This window comes from Leeuwenhoekiella sp. MAR_2009_132, assembly GCF_000687915.1.
GTDB lineage: Bacteria > Bacteroidota > Bacteroidia > Flavobacteriales > Flavobacteriaceae > Leeuwenhoekiella.
This window is the reverse complement of record NZ_JHZY01000004.1, coordinates 2124128-2143383: the sequence shown is the minus strand read 5'-3', so window position 1 is coordinate 2143383 and position 19256 is coordinate 2124128. Positions and strand designations below refer to the sequence as shown.

19 protein-coding genes are annotated in these 19256 nt (G+C 37.1%); 11 read left to right on the top strand and 8 right to left on the bottom strand.

Translation table 11 applies throughout. From position 1 onward, the window contains the following. Positions 1-6: 6 nt before the first annotated feature. The 7 genes from P164_RS17705 (at position 7) to P164_RS17680 (ending at position 5323) form a co-directional block, all read left to right on the top strand. Positions 7-150 (top strand): DUF2256 domain-containing protein, encoded by a 144-nt coding sequence (locus tag P164_RS17705; protein ID WP_081817401.1) that lies wholly within the window; start codon positions 7-9, stop codon positions 148-150. After that, positions 147-1445 carry a DASH family cryptochrome gene (locus tag P164_RS17700; RefSeq protein ID WP_028377654.1) on the top strand — a complete coding sequence of 433 codons (1299 nt, stop codon included), beginning with the start codon at positions 147-149 and terminating at the stop codon, positions 1443-1445. The genes P164_RS17705 and P164_RS17700 overlap by 4 nt, the downstream gene beginning before the upstream one ends. 12 nt (positions 1446-1457) lie before the next feature. Beyond that, positions 1458-2993, top strand: a complete 1536-nt coding sequence (locus P164_RS17695) for a cryptochrome/photolyase family protein (RefSeq protein ID WP_028377653.1) — start codon at positions 1458-1460, stop codon at positions 2991-2993. A gap of 85 nt (positions 2994-3078) precedes the next feature. Further along, on the top strand, positions 3079-3237 hold the full coding sequence (locus P164_RS17690; protein WP_117434326.1) for a lmo0937 family membrane protein: 159 nt from the start codon (positions 3079-3081) through the stop codon (positions 3235-3237). A 28-nt stretch (positions 3238-3265) separates the two neighbouring features. Beyond that, complete coding sequence (locus P164_RS18850) at positions 3266-3403, top strand: hypothetical protein (RefSeq protein WP_199907798.1); 138 nt, start codon at positions 3266-3268, stop codon at positions 3401-3403. Between the two features lie 161 nt (positions 3404-3564). Further along, positions 3565-4419 (top strand): aldo/keto reductase, encoded by an 855-nt coding sequence (locus P164_RS17685; protein ID WP_051621396.1) that lies wholly within the window; start codon positions 3565-3567, stop codon positions 4417-4419. A 145-nt stretch (positions 4420-4564) separates the two neighbouring features. After that, positions 4565-5323, top strand: a complete 759-nt coding sequence (locus P164_RS17680) for an SDR family oxidoreductase (RefSeq protein WP_028377651.1) — start codon at positions 4565-4567, stop codon at positions 5321-5323. A gap of 1 nt (position 5324) precedes the next feature. On the opposite strand, the gene P164_RS17675 is transcribed toward P164_RS17680, so the two are convergent. The 5 genes from P164_RS17675 to P164_RS17655 form a co-directional block, all read right to left on the bottom strand. After that, positions 5325-7157, bottom strand: coding sequence for an ABC transporter ATP-binding protein (locus P164_RS17675; RefSeq protein WP_028377650.1), 1833 nt, complete (start codon positions 7155-7157; stop codon positions 5325-5327). A 61-nt stretch (positions 7158-7218) separates the two neighbouring features. Further along, positions 7219-7950: a DUF6089 family protein gene (locus P164_RS17670; protein WP_028377649.1), complete on the bottom strand. Its 732-nt coding sequence runs from the start codon at positions 7948-7950 to the stop codon at positions 7219-7221. A 136-nt stretch (positions 7951-8086) separates the two neighbouring features. Then, positions 8087-9301, bottom strand: a complete 1215-nt coding sequence (locus P164_RS17665; RefSeq protein ID WP_028377648.1) for a multidrug effflux MFS transporter — start codon at positions 9299-9301, stop codon at positions 8087-8089. A 160-nt stretch (positions 9302-9461) separates the two neighbouring features. After that, a complete protein-coding gene (locus P164_RS17660; RefSeq protein ID WP_028377647.1) occupies positions 9462-9677 on the bottom strand; it encodes a hypothetical protein in 216 nt (71 codons plus the stop codon). Between the two features lie 112 nt (positions 9678-9789). Further along, on the bottom strand, positions 9790-10506 hold the full coding sequence (locus tag P164_RS17655; RefSeq protein WP_028377646.1) for a pirin family protein: 717 nt from the start codon (positions 10504-10506) through the stop codon (positions 9790-9792). Between the two features lie 195 nt (positions 10507-10701). Between P164_RS17655 and P164_RS17650 the strand changes: the two genes are divergently transcribed. Next, positions 10702-11415 (top strand): hypothetical protein, encoded by a 714-nt coding sequence (locus tag P164_RS17650; protein ID WP_028377645.1) that lies wholly within the window; start codon positions 10702-10704, stop codon positions 11413-11415. 250 nt (positions 11416-11665) lie between these two features. On the opposite strand, the gene P164_RS17645 is transcribed toward P164_RS17650, so the two are convergent. After that, positions 11666-12823, bottom strand: a complete 1158-nt coding sequence (locus P164_RS17645; protein WP_028377644.1) for an MFS transporter — start codon at positions 12821-12823, stop codon at positions 11666-11668. An 83-nt stretch (positions 12824-12906) separates the two neighbouring features. Here P164_RS17645 and kynU point away from each other — a divergent pair, with 83 nt between their 5' ends. From kynU to P164_RS17630, 3 genes are read left to right on the top strand one after another with little or no spacing between them, the layout of a single operon-like run. Beyond that, positions 12907-14196 carry a kynureninase gene (gene kynU, locus P164_RS17640; protein WP_028377643.1) on the top strand — a complete coding sequence of 430 codons (1290 nt, stop codon included), beginning with the start codon at positions 12907-12909 and terminating at the stop codon, positions 14194-14196. Positions 14197-14234: 38 nt separating this feature from the next. After that, complete coding sequence (locus P164_RS17635) at positions 14235-15641, top strand: FAD-dependent oxidoreductase (RefSeq protein ID WP_028377642.1); 1407 nt, start codon at positions 14235-14237, stop codon at positions 15639-15641. Positions 15642-15646: 5 nt separating this feature from the next. Then, a complete protein-coding gene (locus P164_RS17630) occupies positions 15647-16297 on the top strand; it encodes an O-methyltransferase (RefSeq protein ID WP_028377641.1) in 651 nt (216 codons plus the stop codon). Between the two features lie 240 nt (positions 16298-16537). Here P164_RS17630 and P164_RS17625 read toward each other — a convergent pair whose 3' ends face one another. Both P164_RS17625 and P164_RS17620 read right to left on the bottom strand, forming a co-directional pair. After that, positions 16538-16816 carry a twin-arginine translocase TatA/TatE family subunit gene (locus tag P164_RS17625; protein ID WP_028377640.1) on the bottom strand — a complete coding sequence of 93 codons (279 nt, stop codon included), beginning with the start codon at positions 16814-16816 and terminating at the stop codon, positions 16538-16540. An 81-nt stretch (positions 16817-16897) separates the two neighbouring features. After that, positions 16898-19198, bottom strand: coding sequence for a M1 family metallopeptidase (locus P164_RS17620; protein WP_028377639.1), 2301 nt, complete (start codon positions 19196-19198; stop codon positions 16898-16900). Between the last annotated feature and the right edge of the window lie 58 nt (positions 19199-19256).

The following is a 19256-nucleotide window of genomic DNA, read 5'->3' as shown; positions in this document are numbered from 1 at the left end:
AACAAAGTGGCTCACAAAAAAGAAAACCTACCCCAAAAAATATGTTTAGTCTGTAAAAAGCCATTTACCTGGCGTAAAAAATGGCAGGCAAACTGGGAAGAAGTAAAATATTGCAGTGAACGCTGCCGCCGTAATAAAACTGTTCAATGAATTTAGTTTGGTTTAAAAATGATCTTAGAACAATAGACCATACAGGACTATCACTTGCGTCTAAAACTAAAAATCCTACAATCGCTGTATACTGTTTTGATCCTAAACAGTTCAAAAAAGATCGCTTCGGGTTTAAGAAGACTGAAAAGTACAGAGCTCAATTTCTAATTGAAACTGTTACAGAATTAAGAGAAAATCTAGAAAAACTTAATATCACTCTTTTCGTTGTTAATGAAGAACCCGAATTTGCTATTCCCAAACTTGTAAAAAATTATCAGGTAGAACGTATTTATTTTCAAAAAGAATGGACGTTTGAAGAGCGTAATATCATAGAAGGTGTTAGAGTAAATTGCCCAAATGGCACCTCTTTAATAGAAACTTTTGATCAATTTTTATGGCATCCTGAAGATTTACCTTATTCCAATTATTCTGAAATTCCTAAGGTATTTACTAACTTCAGAAAGTACTGCGAAAAACAAGTTGACGTAAGACCTATTGTAAATAAAATAGACGCTTTCCCAAATGAAAATCTAATTTCTCAATCTACGCAAATCCCTTCTTTACACGATTTAGGCTTATCAGATTTTGAAATTGATAAGCGAACCGCATTTCCTTTTAAGGGTGGCGAAAATCAGGCAAATCTTAGAATTGAAGAATACTTCTGGGAGACTAAAAATCTTCAATATTATAAAAAAACCCGAAACGGATTAGTAGGTAAAGATTACAGTTCAAAACTTTCTGCGTGGCTTGCAAATGGTAGTATTTCAGCACGAATGATCTATTGGGAAGTTCAAAAATTTGAAAAAGATGTAATTAAAAATGACAGTACGTACTGGCTCATTTTTGAACTCATCTGGAGAGACTTCTTTAAGTATGTTTCTTTAAAACACGGAGATAGAATATTTAAAATAGGTGGTATTTTAAATGCAGATTACGATTGGGATAGCAATGAGCACACCCGTAAAAACTGGATTAACGGTACTACAAAATATGATTTTGTTAATGCAAATATGCTAGAACTTAGCAATACCGGGTGGATGAGTAACCGCGGAAGACAAAACGTTGCGAGTTTCTGGGCTAAAGAGTCAAAACAAGATTGGCGCATTGGGGCAGCCTATTTTGAGAGCCTACTCATTGATTATGATGTTCACAGCAATTATGGGAACTGGATTTATAATAGCGGCGTAGGCAATGACCCTCGAGACCGCATTTTTAATATTAAAAGTCAGGCAGAGCGCTATGACGAATCTGGAACATTTACCAGGTTATGGCTACAAAACAGCTTGTTTGATTAATAAAAATCTATTTTGAAAAAACTACGTTTAGTTTTAGGCGATCAACTTAACCACAAACACTCGTGGTATAAAGACGATTCTAAAGATGTGATTTATTTTATGGCCGAAATGCGCCAGGAAACAGATTATGTCACCCATCATATTCAAAAAGTTATTGCTTTTTTTGAGTCGATGCGCAATTTTGCAAATTGGCTAGAAGAACGGGGTAATCTGGTCATTTTCTATAAGCTTGATCACCCAGACAATTCTCAAAATCTTTCAGAAAATATTAAAGCGCTTATCAAAGCTCATGAAATTGATAAGTTTGAGTATCAGCTTCCAGATGAGTATAGACTAGATCAACAACTCACAAAAATTGCTTCAGAACTCAGTATAGAATCAGAAACTTTTAATACAGAGCATTTCTTAACCTCCCGCACAGATCTCGAACAATTCTTTAAAGGTAAAAAAACGTTTACGATGGAATATTTCTACCGCGACATGCGTAAGAAGTATTCCATTTTAATGACAACAGATAAAGATCCTGAAGGCGGCAAATGGAACTTTGACCAAAGTAACCGTAACAAGTTGAAAGGAGATCCCGTAATACCACACGAGCGCGGCTTTAGAAAAGATGTAACACAAACTCTAAGGCGTATTAAAAAGGCTGAAGTTAAAACAATGGGAGCTGTTGAGGCTACTAATTTTAACTGGCCTACCTCAAGATCAGATGCATTAAGCGTTCTTAATTATTTCTGTGAAAATTTATTAAAACATTTTGGCGATTATCAAGATGCTATGGCCCCTAATGAAGCCTATCTTTTTCACAGCAGACTTAGTTTTGCACTCAACACCAAACTTATAGATCCTTTAGAAGTAATTGAGAAGGTAATAGATCACTGGCGTGAGCATAAAGAAGATATAGACATAAGTCAGGTAGAAGGTTTTGTACGTCAAATTTTAGGATGGCGAGAATATATGCGTGGCATTTACTGGATGAAAATGCCCGAATACGCCACAAAAAACAAACTCGACAATCAAAATAAACTACCCGATTTCTACTGGAATGCAGATACTAAAATGAACTGTTTACACCACAGTATCAAACAAAGTTTAGATCACGCCTATGCGCATCACATACAGCGTTTAATGATTACCGGCAATTATGCATTGTTAACGCAGACTCATCCTGACGAGGTTGACGCCTGGTACCTCGGTATTTATATTGATGCTATAGAATGGGTAGAAATCACAAATACCCGTGGCATGAGTCAATTTGCAGATGGTGGGATTGTTGCTACAAAACCTTACATCTCAAGTGGCAGTTACATAAATAAGATGAGTACCTATTGTAAAGATTGTCATTACAATGTAAATCACAAAACCGAAGAAGATGCCTGCCCGTTTAATAGTTTATACTGGAATTTTTTAAGTAAAAAGAAAGAACACTTTGCTGAAAACTTCAGAATGAAAATGATGTTGCGATTATTAGAAAAAATTCAGCCTGCAGAGCTTGAAAAAATCATAAACCGGGCGGAGGATATCATAAATAATCCCCAAAATTTTTAAATCCTGCGTTAATTCACTGTTAAGCAAAGACATTATATATTTCAAAAAAATTACTTTTATATCACTAACCAATATTTATATTATTATGAAAGATATCATTTGGCTTATCATTGTGATCCTTATTATAGGATGGCTAGTGGGGTATTTTGGCTTTGCAGAATCTGTAGGAAGTCTAATACATATCTTACTTGTACTCGCCGTAATTGCAATATTATATAAGCTGGCTACAGGAAGACGCCTGTAATTTAACTTTAACCAATAATTCTATACTTATGAAACGTATTTTTTTGATGCTTTTTACTGCTGGTTTACTAGCTACAACTTTACATAGTTGTCGTGAAACTACAGGAGACAAAATTGAAGACGCTGCAGATGATGTAGGAGATGCTGTTGAAGATGCAGTAGATTAGTTTAAATCTAAAGACTAAAAAAATCTGTACTAACGTGCAGATTTTTTTTTGCACTAATCTTACGCATTCATTTAAAAACTCTTAACACTCTAGCGTTAACAGGCGTTAAAGGTTCATAGAATACACAGTCTGTCTTTTAATTTAGCAAAAAAATAAAAGTTATGAGCACAGACACCAATACAAGAACAATAGAAAGCCTAAGTGGAACATGGAAATTACATAACGGTTATAAAATGCCTTATGTAGGTTTAGGTGTTTACAAAGCAGATGATGGTGAAGAAGTCATTAATGCTGTAAAATGGGCTTTAGAAGCGGGTTATCGTCATATAGATACTGCAAAGGCCTATGAAAATGAGGAAGGAGTTGGCAAAGCTATAAAAGAAAGCAAGGTAAATCGCAAAGACATTTTTCTAACGAGTAAAGTTTGGAATGACGATCAGGGTTATGATTCTACGATACAGGCATTTAATGACTCTTTAAAACGTTTAGATACAGATTATTTAGACTTATATCTAATACATTGGCCAGTTGAAGGAAAATATAAAGAAACCTGGAGAGCGCTTGAAGATTTATATAAAGAAGGAAAAATTAAAGCTATAGGGGTAAGTAATTTTCTAAAACATCATTTAGAAGATTTGATGAAAGATGCCGAAATTAAACCTATGGTAGATCAACTTGAGTTTCACCCATGGTTGATTCAAAGTGAACTTCAGGATTTTTGTAAACAAAATGACATTCAATATGAGGCCTGGTCACCTCTAATGCAGGGAAAAGTCTTTGAAAATGAAACTTTAATAGAATTAGGCGAGAAATATGGTAAGTCACCAGCTCAAATAGTAGTAAGATGGGATTTACAAAATGGTGTGATTACCATTCCTAAATCAACCTCAAAAGAGCATATAATAAGCAATAGTAATGTTTTTGATTTTGAGCTTTCAGATTTAGATATGAAAAAAATAAATGCACTTGATCGCGATGAGCGTATAGGACCAGATCCTGATAATTTTGATTTCTAGAAATCCTATAATTTCAATAAAAAGATAAAATTTAAGACCGCTATATAGCGGTCTTTTTTATGAACTTTAAAAAAGAATCTGCATTAAAATTAGACACGTATCCCAATGTAGCTTTGTATTTTTACTATCCAAAAAATTGATTTTTATGTGGAATTTAGATGGAAAAACAGCATTAGTTACCGGTGGCACTAAAGGCATTGGTAGAGCTACAGTAAAAGAGCTTTTGAGTTTAGGCGCAAAAGTAATCTTCACCTCACGCAGTCAAAAAGATATAGATGATTTTGAAAGTGAATTGCAGGAACACAGTTACATCTGTAATGGTATTGTATCAGACGTAAGTATAGAAGATGATCAGGATCGACTTACTGATTTTGTTTTTGAACGTAGCGGAAGTCTTGATATTTTAGTAAATAATGCAGGAATAAACATTAGAAAAGATGCCACGCACTATGAGCCCGAAGAATACCGAAAAATTTTAGAAATAAACCTTATTGCTCCTTTTGAGCTAACCCGTAAATTTTATGCACTGCTTAAACGTTCCGGGAAAGCTTCGGTTATAAATATTGCCTCGGTAGCAGGTAGTCAAGACGTAAAAAGTGGTGCTCCCTATGCGATGTCAAAATCAGGATTGTTGCAGCAAACCCGCAGTCTAGCTTCAGAATGGGCTGAGCATAATATTCGCGTTAATAGTGTGTCACCCTGGTATACGCGTACACCTCTTACCACTGAAGTACTGGATAATGAATCTCGCATTGCAAAAATCATTGAGCGCACACCTTTAAATCGTGTTGCAGAACCTGAAGAAATGGCAAGTGCTATTGCCTTTTTAGCAATGGATAAAGCATCATACATAACCGGCCAAAATATTATTGTAGATGGCGGCTTAAGTGCAAACGCCTTATAGATTATTTATAACCCTGTGCCTGCAAATCAAATAACTCTGCATAGAGTTTAGGAGCTTGCATAAGCTCTTCGTGAGTACTTAATTCAAGAATCTGACCGTCTTCTAAAACCAGAATTCGGTCAGCCATTCGTACCGTGCTAAAGCGATGTGAAATTATGATACTGGTTTTTCCTTTAGTAAGGTCTATAAAACGTTCAAAAACTTCATATTCTGCCTTCGCATCTAGTGCAGAAGTAGGCTCATCTAAAACCATAACACGTGCATCTTTCATATAGGCTCGTGCTAAAGCTACCTTTTGCCATTGGCCGCCAGAAAGTTCCTGACCTTGTTTAAATCGCTTACCTAATTGAGTTTCGTAACCGTTTTTTAAATCTTTAATTACTTCGGTTGCCAAACTTAGCTGTGCCGCATTTTGAATACGACTATCATCTTTAACGGCTAATATATCGCCTACTGCAATGTTTTCGCGTAGCGTAAATTCATACCTGAAAAAATCCTGAAATATAACGCCAAACATCTGCTGAAATTCAGCTTTGTTGTACTCATTAATATTAATACCGTCTAAAAGAATTGCACCTTGTGTAGGCTCATAAAACCGAAGCATTAATTTAATTAAGGTTGTTTTTCCTGCACCATTTTGCCCCACAAAAGCCATTTTCTCGCCTGCTTTAAGCTTAAAACTAACTCCTTTTAAAACTTCAGTCTCGCTACCGGGATATGCAAAATGAACATCTTTTAATTCAAATCCCTCTTTAATTTCTAATGGTAACTCTAAAAATACTTTGTCTTGATCTGGAATTACCAGATCTACAAAGTCAAAATAATCTTTTAGATACAGTGCGCTTTCTGTGATACGCGTAAAGTTTGAAAAGAAGGTTTGTAAGCTATTACGCAATCTGTTAAAAGAAGCTGATAAAAAGGTTAACTCACCAATGCTAATCTCCCCTACCAGCACACTTCTAATAATGACAATGTACGCCCCATAATAGCACACCACTCCCAAAATATTAAAAATAGCGCTATAGACACTGCGCTTAACGGTAATTTTTTTGTTGATATCATAATAGCGCTCGCTCAGATTTCTAAAACGATTAGCGATAAAATCTGTTAGACCAAAGAGTTTTATTTCTTTAGCAGTCTTGTCATTTGCTCCTATGTATCTTAGGTAATCGAGCTCACGGCGTTCTGTCGTCCAGCTTCTTGATAACGAATATTGCTGTCCGCTAAATCTGATTTCATTGACAAATAAAGGAATAATACTCAACGCAAGTAATACAATTAGTAAGGGTTCAAAATAGATCAATCCCGCAATAAGTGTGGCTATAGAAATAACGCTTTGTGCCTGTCCTAATGCATTGCTCATTAGGCCTACACGACCTTGTGTTTGCTGTCTGGCACGCTCCAGTTTATCATAGAATTCTGAGTCTTCTAACTGACTCATATCGATCTCGCTGGTTTTGCGAATCATCGTTTCTGAAGATCTGATGTTGTATTTATCGCCCAGTAAGCCATCTGTAATTGCAATAACTCTACTTATAATATCTGAAACAACAGCGATTACAAATTCAAGTATTACATAATTCCATAGCTGGGTGTAATCTGGCTGGGCAGCGGCAACCTGAGCAATAATCTCATCTATGATTAGCTTTCCTACCCATAAAATAACTACAGGTGCAAATGCATTAATGAGACGACATATAAGATTTACAAGAAATAATTGCGGACTAACATTCCAAATTTCTTTAAAAAATCTGGGGATAAAGCGCAGTGCCTGAAACGACGCCCGTACATTTGTTTTTTTCTTATCTGAAATACTATCGAGTCCTCGAGCCATAGCGCAAATATACTCTTGCCGGGTGGTAAGATTGAGCCGGGATTGCTTAAAAAATACTTAATTATAAATTACAATCGCAATAATCATCGCCACCTTTGCCTAAGCGATAGGTAAGCGTTAAGCCCAGATAATTATAAATATCATTTTTCTGAAAGTAACTCATTCGATTAGGCTCAAGCTCCTGAGGTTCTGGCTCGGTACCATCTAGATTGTCTGTAGAACTTAAATGCATTGTAAACTCGATACCCACCTGAATTTTAGGAGACACAAAAGCTTTTAGTCCCAACCCTACCGGTATTGCGGTTTTAGTCTTATTTCCATAATCTATGGCTACTACGTCTTCGTTCCCCGCACTTAAGGGGTAATACAATTCATCTCCATACAAAATAGAAAAGCCTGTATATACATAGGGAGAAATAGGCAATGTAGAATCTAAAAATAACTGAAAAGGAGTGTATTCAAGGGCAAGGGTTCCTTCTAAGTTTGTATTATCAAAAGAATAATACAGATTCTCACCTCTTCCGTTTCCGCGGAAAGTATCTTTTGCGTCACGGTCGTTATCATGCAAGTTCATATAGGTAAAACTTCCGCGAAGCGCAATTTTTTCATTAAAATTGAGCTTTCCCACCACTCCGAAAAAGCCACGATTAGGCGCCAGGTAACTTTTATTTCCTATTTCTCCAATATAATTTGTACCCCCTAAATACAAACCTATATCATAGGTTTTCTGCGCATTGGCAGTAAATAAAGAAAGAAAAAGTATAATTATAGGGGTAATTACTCGAAGATTCATTTTAGTTGGTTTTTTTGCAAAATAGGCACTTTAGAAATTTTACGCCTAAATTTTTGATGTTATTTAGTATAACTCTCAACGTATTAGAAAATTATACCTCAACATTAAAATCTCAAAAAAATGAATACCATACTAATTATGCTTTCACAGCACTGTTAAGCATTTTTCGCTTGTAATAAAATATAAGTAGCATACTACACAAAGCACACGTAAAGAGCAAATATAGTAACGGCATTACCCCAACCGTTACTAATTGTGAGACTGCAATACTTGCAATTGACCCAAAAATCATCCCTATACTTCCTACCAGAGCAGACGCACTACCGGCCTGTATTGTAAAGGGATCTAAGGAAAGCGCCGTGGTGTTAGGATTTTGAAATCCTATACAGAACAACATCATAAATAAAAATGGATAGATAATCCAAAAATGAACACCCACAATACTACTTACTATAAGACCAGAAAAGGTTAATAGAGTAAGCGCAACACTTATACTTAATGCAATATTAAAAAGTGAAAATTTTCTAAGTGCTAGCCTATTAATTTGACTACCTAAGATTAAACCTAGTGCATTGCTTCCAAAAACCCAACCAAATTGCTGCTCAGACAAGCCGAAAAATGTCATAAATATAAAAGGTGCACTACTTACATAGCTTAGCAAAGCTCCCAACGAAAATCCACGAGTCATTGCAAAAATAAAAAACTCTCTATTTTTTAATATTGATAGGTACTCTGAAAGTATTTTCTTGGGTCGTAAACTTGTTCCTTTATTGGGCTTCGCACTTTCTGGGAGTATGTAGGTGATTAATAACAACATCACAACTGCAAAACCAGCTAATATAAAAAATACGGCTTCCCAGTCAAAAGCTCCTATTACGAGACCTCCTACTGTAGGCGCGATTATGGGAGCTACGCCCATAATTAACATCAGCGTAGACAATACATCTGCTACCTGCTTTTTTTCAAACAAATCCCGCACCATTGCTTTTGATGCAACCATGCCAGCACAACCCCCGAGAGCCATAAAAAAGCGGGCAATAACAAGAATTTCTAGCTCCCAGCTAAATGCACAGATTAATGAAGAAACTATAAATAAGATTATCCCTCCTATAAGGGGTCTTCTTCTTCCAAATCTATCCATTAAAGGCCCATACGCTAACTGCCCTAAAGCGATACCTATAAGATAACTCGTAAGAGTGTATCCTACTTTACTAATGTCTACATTAAAATCTGAAGCCACGTTTTCAAAACCGGGCAAATACATATCTATAGAAAAAGGGCCAATAGCGATGAGTGTACCCAGAATGAGTACAATTAAATTGCGAGAAGATGTAGTATAGCGTTTTGTCATAACGGGCTTTGCGTTTGCAAAATTAAGGCTTGATTCTGCAACAAATTGGCTTTGAGATGTTATTAAAATTGTAAAACTAGAACCGTTTTTCTTAAGATATCGTTGTAGTGATTTTGAAATTAAAAAAGAGACGGTAAACCATCTCTTTTTTTGCGTAAGTTTATGCCCTAATGCTGTCGGGTGATGTATTTCCCATCCAGGGATTTTCTTGATTCTTGAGAAATGTAGGAGATTCCTTTACAATGTATTCGGTACTTTTTCTAAACTTTTCTAAAAGTTCAAAATTTACATTGATGGGAACATGCAAACCCGGATATTTTAGGACGTACATATCATCTTTTTTTCCTACTAACTCTAACTCAATTGGTGTTTCCATAATTATAAGGTTTAATTAATAGTTTTGGCTTATGCCAAACAAAAAAAATACCAATTAAACCCGGAAAGCTCTCGCTCAAAAAAAGACTGTCAAATTTTCAGAATTCGATAATTTAACTCAATTGCATAGGCACCTCCATCAACAATACCGAAGCATTTTCAGAAGCGGTAAGCGTTACAGCATTAGTCTCCAGAACACCTAAAGCATCTCTGCGCTCTAATTTTTGATCATCTGCGGTAATGCTTCCTTCCAATACAAAAATATAAAGACCATTGCCTTTTTTATTAAAATCATATGTAACCGATTTTCCGGCTTCCAAATCAACCATATTGAACCATGCATCCTGATAGACCCAAACTCCTGCATCATCTTTATTGGGCGAAAGAACCTGCTGCAGTTTGTTTTTACGATCTGCTTTATCAAGCGTTATTTGATCGTAACGTGGCTCAACATTGTGTTGATTTGGGATCACCCAAATCTGTAGAAACTTTACAGTTTCATCTTTATTTTTGTTATACTCACTATGCTGCACGCCGGTGCCTGCACTCATCACCTGTATATCTCCTTCTTTAATCACCGTCGTATTTCCCATACTGTCTTTGTGTTCTAAATCACCAGAAAGCGGTATAGAAATGATTTCCATATTTTGATGCGGGTGGGTACCAAAACCCATTCCGCCGCTTACCTGATCATCATTTAAAACACGTAGAACGCCAAAATTCATACGTTCAGGATTGTAATAATTTGCAAAACTAAATGAGTGTTTGCTGTGTAACCATCCGTGATTAGCATCACCACGAGTATCTGCTTTGTGAAGTATCGTTTTCATCTTTTTAAGATTAAGATTTACGTTCAAATTTAGGGTTTAAGAGTATTTCTAATTACTGCTATATAGTCGGAAAAATGCCAAAAACTTACCGCTTAGGGTGGTATTAGCACACATTTGATTACCGCTCTAAATAAAGAATCACTACGTAAAACCTAACGGAAACGTTTGTATTTTTGCAACTTAAACTAAGTTACTATGAAAAAAATATTACTTACTCTTGTAGCAGTTGCTGCATTAGTTTCTTGTAAAACAGAAACAAAAACTGAAGTTTCAGAAAACACTATTGAAACACAAGCTATTCAAGAAGAACGTACTCCAGAGCAAGAGGTTGCTTATAAAATTGCTGAGGCTAGCGGTTTAGAAAATTGGGATAAGGTTTCAGAATTGCAATTTACTTTTAACGTTGACCGCGGTGACAGTCATTTTGCACGCGCCTGGAAATGGAATCCAAAGACAGACGATGTTACCATGATGAGCCCCGAAGACACTATTAATTACAACCGTAAAAGTGTAGATAGTCTTGCTATGAATGCAGATAAAGGCTTTATAAACGATGCGTACTGGCTATTAGCTCCTATGCATTTAGTATGGGATAATGAAGGGACAAATCTAACGGTACAGGACACTGCCACTGCCCCAATGAGCAAGCAACTTTTGAAAAAAATCACGATTACGTATGGCGATGAGGGCGGCTACACCCCTGGAGATGCTTATGATTTTTTCTACGATGATACGTTTATGGTACGTGAGTGGATTTATCGCAGAGGTAATGTTTCAGAATTTTCAATGGTAACTACCTGGGAAGATTATAACGATTATAAGGGTTTAAAAATCGCATCAGATCACAAGGCTCCTGAAGACGCTGTACACTTGTATTTTACAGATATCGCTGTAAAAACCGAAGAGTAAACAATTCGTATTTAAAAGTTTAAAGCCATCTGAACATCAGGTGGCTTTTTTTTTACACGGTAACTCAGTACCCAATTGCGTTTATTAAAAATTTGGGCGTGTCCCTTCGGGTCAGGCTATACGCTTCTAGTCCTCACTACTGTTTCGCATGAGGCTCAACAGCAGCTGTGGGCTATCTGCTACTATCCTTCACGCTAAGAAACAATCTTGCTTATTTCAGTTAGTCTACTGTGCTATTTAAATCAGTTTATTAAGCTTTTTTATGTCGTTTTAATGTGATTGCTACGATTCCTGCTAGAAATGTAAATAGTAATAAAGCTATAAAGCTTCCTTTAAGATTAAATGTTTCCGCCAGAAAGCCCAGAAATACAGGCCCTAGTAATAAGCCCACAAAACCCGTTCCTGCAATAAAACTAATTCCTTCGGCTGCATTGATGCCTTTTAAATTTCCGCTGTATCTAAACAGTTCGGGGACAACCAGAGATAGCCCTAAACCTACAAATCCAAAACCTACTAATGCTGGCGAAGTTTCTGCACTTAATACCAGACTAAAACCCAGGGTCGCTGTAAAACATCCTGCAATCATAATAAGCCTCGACCCATATTTTGAACTGATGCTATCGCCAAAAAATCTACCTAAGGCCATCATCCCATTAAATATAGTATAGCCCATTCCCACAAGAGTTATTGCTGCAAAGGTTACCTTTTCCAGATATAGTGCACTCCAATCTACAATTGCTCCTTCTGCTGCCATTACTAAAAAACCTATGATTGACAGACCTACTAATGGCCTTAAATTTTTTAGCTTAAAATGTGTCTCACCGCCCTCTTTTACTGCTTTTAAATGCATATAATTTTTACGCATTGAAAAGTTTATGATTATCATGAGCACGATTACTCCGGCCATATGATACCAAGGTAATTTTATATAAGGTATTAGCAACGTGCCTATACCGGCGCCTAGCATTCCGCCTAAACTAAAAAAACCGTGAGATACCGACATAAAATGTACCTTATCTCTTTTTTCGATTTCGGTAACCAGCGTGTTTATAGTAACGTCCATCAAGCCCGAAAAAATACCGACTGCAAAAAGAGAGACACACAAAAGTACATAGGTAGGTGCTAAAAACGGACCTATAAAAACGATACAAAAACCACTAACGGCAACCATAATTGCTTTTCCTAATTCAAGAAATTTAATAATTCTAGGTACAAAGGGAATCGTCGCTAGAGTTCCTAACGCCATAAAGAAAACGGCAAAGCCTAATTTACCCTCACTTATTTGAAGCTTCGCTGTAATTTCAGGGATATATATCGCCCAGGTGCCAAAAATTATATTCAAAGTTGCAAACAGAAATACTGGAGTAAAGTATCTCATAGTACTAAAAACAAGGCGAAGCGCTTTCATAGCATAGTTTTATTTACAATCCCACAAAATACCAAAAATCTAAGCACCGCGTAAAAGTATTTTAATTGCTATTTTTACAGTCTATGTTAGAGAAAGAAAAAAATACGTTTAAAAACTCGTTAGCCTACGCAAAACAGGCTGATGCAGAAGATCCGTTAGCACACTTTCGGGAGAAATTTAATCTTCCAAAAGATGAAAATGGCAAAAACCTCATTTACCTCTGCGGAAACTCGTTAGGACTTCAGCCTAAAAAGGCACGCAATTATGTCGCAGAAGAGCTAGACAACTGGGCAGAAATAGCTGTAGAAGGTCATTTTAAAGCGAAAGTGCCGTGGACGGAATACCACGAAATTCTTACCAAACCTATGGCAGATATTGTAGGCGCAAAACCTGGTGAGGTGGTAATAATGAATACGCTTTCAACAAATTTACATTTGATGATGGTATCTTTCTACAGACCTACTGCTACACGTCATAAAATTTTAATTGAGAGTGACGCTTTTCCTTCAGATAGTTATGCTGTAAAATCTCAAATAAAAGAAAAAGGTTTTGACCCGGAGAGCTCCTTAGTATTGTGGAAACCACGACCGGGAGAACATTTATGCCGTTTTGAAGATCTTGAAGCGTTAATGGCCGAGCATGGAGAAGAGATTGCCCTGGTTATGATAGGTAATTCTAATTACTACACCGGGCAAAAATACCCGATTAAAGAGATTACCCAATTAGGTCATAAATATGGCTGCAAAGTAGGCTTTGACCTTGCTCACGGTGTAGGTAACATAGACGCAGACCTTCACGATAACGGTCCTGACTTTGCAGTCTGGTGTACTTATAAATATTTAAATAGCGGCCCGGGAGCAATAGGAGGCTGTTTTGTGCACGAGCGTCACGCAAATAATAAAGATATACCTCGTTTTACTGGCTGGTGGGGACATAAAATGGACAGCCGTTTTAATATGCGTGTCGATTTTGATCCTATTGAAGGTGCAGAAGGGTGGCAGTTGAGCAATCCGCCTATACTTTCTATGGCACCTATACGGGCATCATTAGAGATTTTTGCAGAAGCAGGATTTCAAAACATACGTGCAAAATCAAGAAAAATTACAGGCTATTTAGAATTCCTTATCAAGGATTTAAATGATGATCGTATAGCTATTTTAACGCCTTCAAGCCCAGACGAGCGCGGTTGCCAGTTATCTATACAGGTAAAAAATGCAGATAAGAGTATGCATGATGGTTTTATGCAGGCAGGTATTATTTGTGATTGGAGAGAGCCAGATGTGATACGTGTAGCTCCTGCCCCACTATACAACAGCTTTGAAGATGTATTTGAAATGACCCAAAGATTAAAAGAACTTTTAGCTAAAAAATAAACGGTCGTTTTAAAAGACTGCCCATTAACAAGCCACTTTTGAAAAATCAAGAACATATATTAGTAATAGGCGCAGGACTTTGCGGTTCACTACTTGCATTACGCATGGCGCAGCGTGGTTATAAAGTTACGCTCATGGAAAAACGTCCTGATCTACGCGAGGAAATTGTAGATTCTGGGCGTTCTATTAATCTGGCATTTTCAGATCGTGGGATGAAAGGCTTACGCCTGGCAGGACTTGAAGATAAAGTCTTACCGCTTTGCATCCCTATGAAGGGGCGTATGATACACAGTACAGATGGTCAACTTTTTATGAGCCCATATAGCGGAAGGAGTCACGAATATATAAACTCTATTTCGCGAGAAGACCTCAACATTATGCTTCTTGACGAATGTGATAACATGCCCGGGATTACAATGCATTTTAATCAAAAGTGTACCGGTGTAGATTTAGAAACGGGAAAGGCAAGTTTTGAAGATTACAAAACACATATCACAACTCAATATACCGCAGATGTGGTTATGGGAGCAGACGGTGTGGGCTCTGCATTGCGCAAAAGCATGCTAGATCATCGCAAATTTTTATTTAGTTATGGTCAGGATTTTTTAACCCACGGTTATAAAGAATTATCATTTCCGCCTGCGGCAGATGGTGGATTTCTTGTAGAAAAAAATGCGTTGCACATCTGGCCAAGAGGTAAAGATATGATGATTGCTCTCCCCAACCTTGACGGGAGTTTTACAGTAACATTATTCTTATCCTGGGAAGAAGGCAAAGACAGTTTTGAAAGTTTAAATACAGCCGCTGCAATCAAAGATTATTTTGAAAGAGAGTTCCCTGATGCGCTCGCTTTGATGCCTAATCTTTTAGAAGAGTTTGCACAAAACCCCACATCCCCATTAGGCACTATAAAATGTTCTCCTTGGCACGCCTACGGAAAAGTTTTATTGCTGGGTGATGCCGCGCACGGGATTGTACCTTTTTACGGCCAGGGTATGAACTCTGCCTTTGAAGATATTCATGTACTAGACAAGTATCTAGATCTACATCAGGGCGATTGGAAAGCTGTATTTAAGGCTTATCAGGAAGAGCGCAAAGAAGATACAGATGCTATTGCAGATCTTGCTGTAGATAACTTTCACGAGATGAAAGCCCACACCGCCAGACCTATTTTTCAGGAGAAACGTAAACTGGAAATCGCATTTGAAACAGAATTTCCCAAAGAATATTTCTCTAAATATTCGCTGGTGACATTTAGAGAAGATTTACGCTATTCTGAAGCTATGCGTCGCGGCCGTGTGCAGGATAAGGCCATTTTAAACCTCATTCACGACGGAAAGTTTACAGCGAGTATGACATTGCACGAAAAGTTAGATCTTGTAAAACAAGAAACCCGAAAAATGCTTCACGATGACGAGGTCGTTGAAGGTTTAGAAGAAGATTAGACACTATGCATTTTATTTCTGAAGAACTCGATGACTATGCCGTGGCACATTCTGAAAAAGAACCACCACTGCTAAAAGAGCTAACCCGGGAAACCTACCAAAAAGTTGTACAACCACGTATGCTTAGTGGACATTATCAGGGGCGCATTTTAAGTATGATTTCAAAACTGGTAAATCCTAAAGTTATTTTAGAAATAGGCACTTATACAGGTTATTCAGCTTTATGCCTTGCAGAAGGGTTACAACACGACGGTATTTTGCATACCATAGATGTTAATGAAGAACTCGTAGATTTTCAGAAAAAATACTTTGACGCTTCTGAGTATTCAGAAAATATTAAACAACATTTAGGGCCTGCTTTAGATATCATACCATCGCTTGAAGAACAGTTTGACCTTGTTTTTATAGATGCAGACAAACCCAATTATCCCGCGTATTTTGATCTTATTGTAGATCGAATTAAACCCGGTGGAATTTTGCTATCAGACAATGTCTTGTGGAGCGGTAAGGTTATTGAAGAGCTTAATCCTAAGGATGTTTCTACACGCGCACTTCTAGAGTATAATAAATTACTCGCGGAAGATTCTCGTCTGGAGACAGTGCTTCTTACCATTAGGGATGGACTTACCATTAGCCGAAAAAAAATCCCATCTTGAAAGACGGGATTTAATAATTAACACGTGGTAAAATATTTTAAAAGTGATACATCAATCTTACAAAGCAATATCACTTTTTAAAATGGCAATTAGTTATTATTGAATTTGATATGAAGATATTACTAATTTCTGAATAATAACTCATAAATTTTTTGACAATCCTAATTATTTAAAACTTTTACGAGTCCTTCACGGTGTTGGCATTTTACTTCGTTTAAGCAAAGTACCTATTCAATAGATTTATAAATTACGCTTTACACTGCCCGTAATTTCATTGATATGCTTTTTAGCATCATCTATTTCTTTCTTAACATCCTTAGCGATATCTGTATTGATGCCTTGTTTGTCTGCGCTTTTGGTAATTTCAGTCTTAATGTCATTTGTAGCGTCTTTTAACGTACGCATACCCTTGCCCAGACCTCTTGCAATATCAGGAACCTTATCTGCGCCAAATACCATTACAATGATAAAAACGATAAAGCCTATTTCTGCGCCGCTAATAAAAAATGGTATATTCATAGTCCTACAAATATATGGGGAAAATTGAAAAGCCGGTGAAAGATCACCGGCTTTTTAGTTGTAATAAATTCTTAAAATTAATTAATCTTCAGAACCCTCTTTAAAGCTGTCAAATTCGCTTTTAGGCTCTTGTTTTGGCCAGCTGTTATTACTTAAATCTACATCTGCAGTTTCTAAATTAGGGTCTAATTGAACCCCTATAAGTTCTTTATCTGTAGCTAAAACCTTAGTTACCTCAGCATCATTTTTACGCCACACTTGCACAGGGTAGGTTACTTTTTCTTTAGAACCATCTGCGTAGCTGTACTCAACAATAATAGGCATAGGTATACCTCCCGGCTTATTGAATTTTACTGCGTAAAAATGTTTAGGAGTTTTAAGCTTAGCCCGTTCTGCCGGCGTAAAGTTGTCCATCATAAATTCATTAAGGTTAGGAGCATTTTCTAGCATTCCTTTACCTTTCATTGCGGCGTCATAATCTTCTCCGCCTTCTTCAACTACATAAACAGCATCAACATTTGCAGGGTCTGCGCCATAACGACTAAGTAATTCTTTACCTGCTGCTGTAGGTTTATTTGTTAAATAATATGATTTTACACTTTCTACACCCATATCTACATTTTCAGTAGAATAGAACCAACCTCTCCAGTACCAGTCTAAATCAACTGCAGAAGCATCTTCCATCGTACGGAAGAAATCTTCAGGGGTTGGGTGTTTAAACATCCAACGGTGTGCGTAGGTTTTGAATGAATAATCAAATAAATCACGACCCATTACTGTCTCTCTCAAAATATTAAGAGCAGTTGCAGGCTTTCCGTAGGCGTTATTCCCTAATTGATATACATTCTCAGGATTAGACATTATAGGAGAAATGAAGTTTTGATCACCACCCATATAACCGGTGATTTTAGAAGGCTCTCCTCTACGTGAAGGATATTTTGAATTAGGAGCTATAGCTTCTGGAAAATTTTCACCAAAATCCTGCTCAGCAACATATTGTACAAAGGTATTAATCCCTTCATCCATCCATCCCCACTGACGCTCATCGCTATTTACGATCATTGGGAAAAAGTTATGACCTACCTCGTGTATAATTACGCTTATCATACCAAATTTTGTACGGTCGCTGTACGAACCATCTTCATTAGGACGACCGTAGTTCCAGCAAATCATAGGATACTCCATCCCCTGATTTTGACCGTGTACAGAAATTGCTTTTGGATAAGGATAGTCAAAAGTCATTCTTGAATACGACTTAAGGGTTTGTACAACCGCTTTAGTAGAATACTCTTCCCAAAGTGGATTCCCTTCTTTAGGATAAATAGAAATAGCCATTACATCTCCCTTAGGAAACTTAACTGCCTGCGCATCCATTATATATTTACGAGAAGATGTAAACGCAAAGTCACGCACATTGTCAGCATGTAATTTCCAAGTTTTCTTTTGAGTGCTGCGTCCTTTTTCGATCTCAACAGCTTCTGCCTGGGTTCTAATGAGTACTGGCTTATCATAACTCTTTTGAGCCTGCTCCCAGCGGTTCATCATTTCTTTAGAATAAACCTCTTTACGGTTAGTTAATTCACCGGTACCATCTAATAAATGATCTGCAGGTACTGTAATTTCTACATCATAATCACCAAAAGGAAGTGCAAATTCACCATTACCCCAGAACTGGTAATTCTGCCAGCCTTCTACATCATTGTACACACACATTCTAGGAAAAAATTGTGCGATCACATAGTTTTTGTTTCCGTCAGGGAAGCTCTCGTAACCCGAACGTGCTCTGTCTACAGTATGTTCTACAATATTGAAATTCCATTTTACGCTGAATTCAAACTCTTCACCCGGCTTTAATGGCTGCGGCATCTCTACACGCATCATTGTAAAATTAACTGTGTGCTTTAACGGCTTGCCATTTTGACTTACTTCAAGAATATTAAAACCACCATCAAATGGTTCTTTCATATAGCTACTTACAATAGAAGCTGGTTGATTTACAGGAGCCATACCACTTCCATCTTTTTCTAAAGCAGGAGAATCTTTTTTACGTATGTTTTGATCTAACTGAACCCAAAGGTATTCTAAACGGTCTGGTGAATTATTCTTATAAGTAATCGTCTCGTAGCCACTTATGGTTTGGTTCTCATCATTAAGCTCGATTTTAATCTCATAATCGGCTTCATTTTGATAATATGCAGGTCCCGGAGCTCCAGAAGCCGTGCGGTATTGGTTAGGCGTGGCAAACTCATTATAAAGTTGTCTAAACTTGTTTGTGTTTGTATGACCTGCCTGTCTTTCTTCTTTAGCCGGTGTATCCTGTGCAAAGCCCGCAGAAACTGCCAGAAACATCAAACTAAATAGTGTGTACTTGATTTGTTTCATAAATTATATAATCGATTTGTGCTTGTGTATGGTATAAAAGTAAAGATTAGGTAAATGT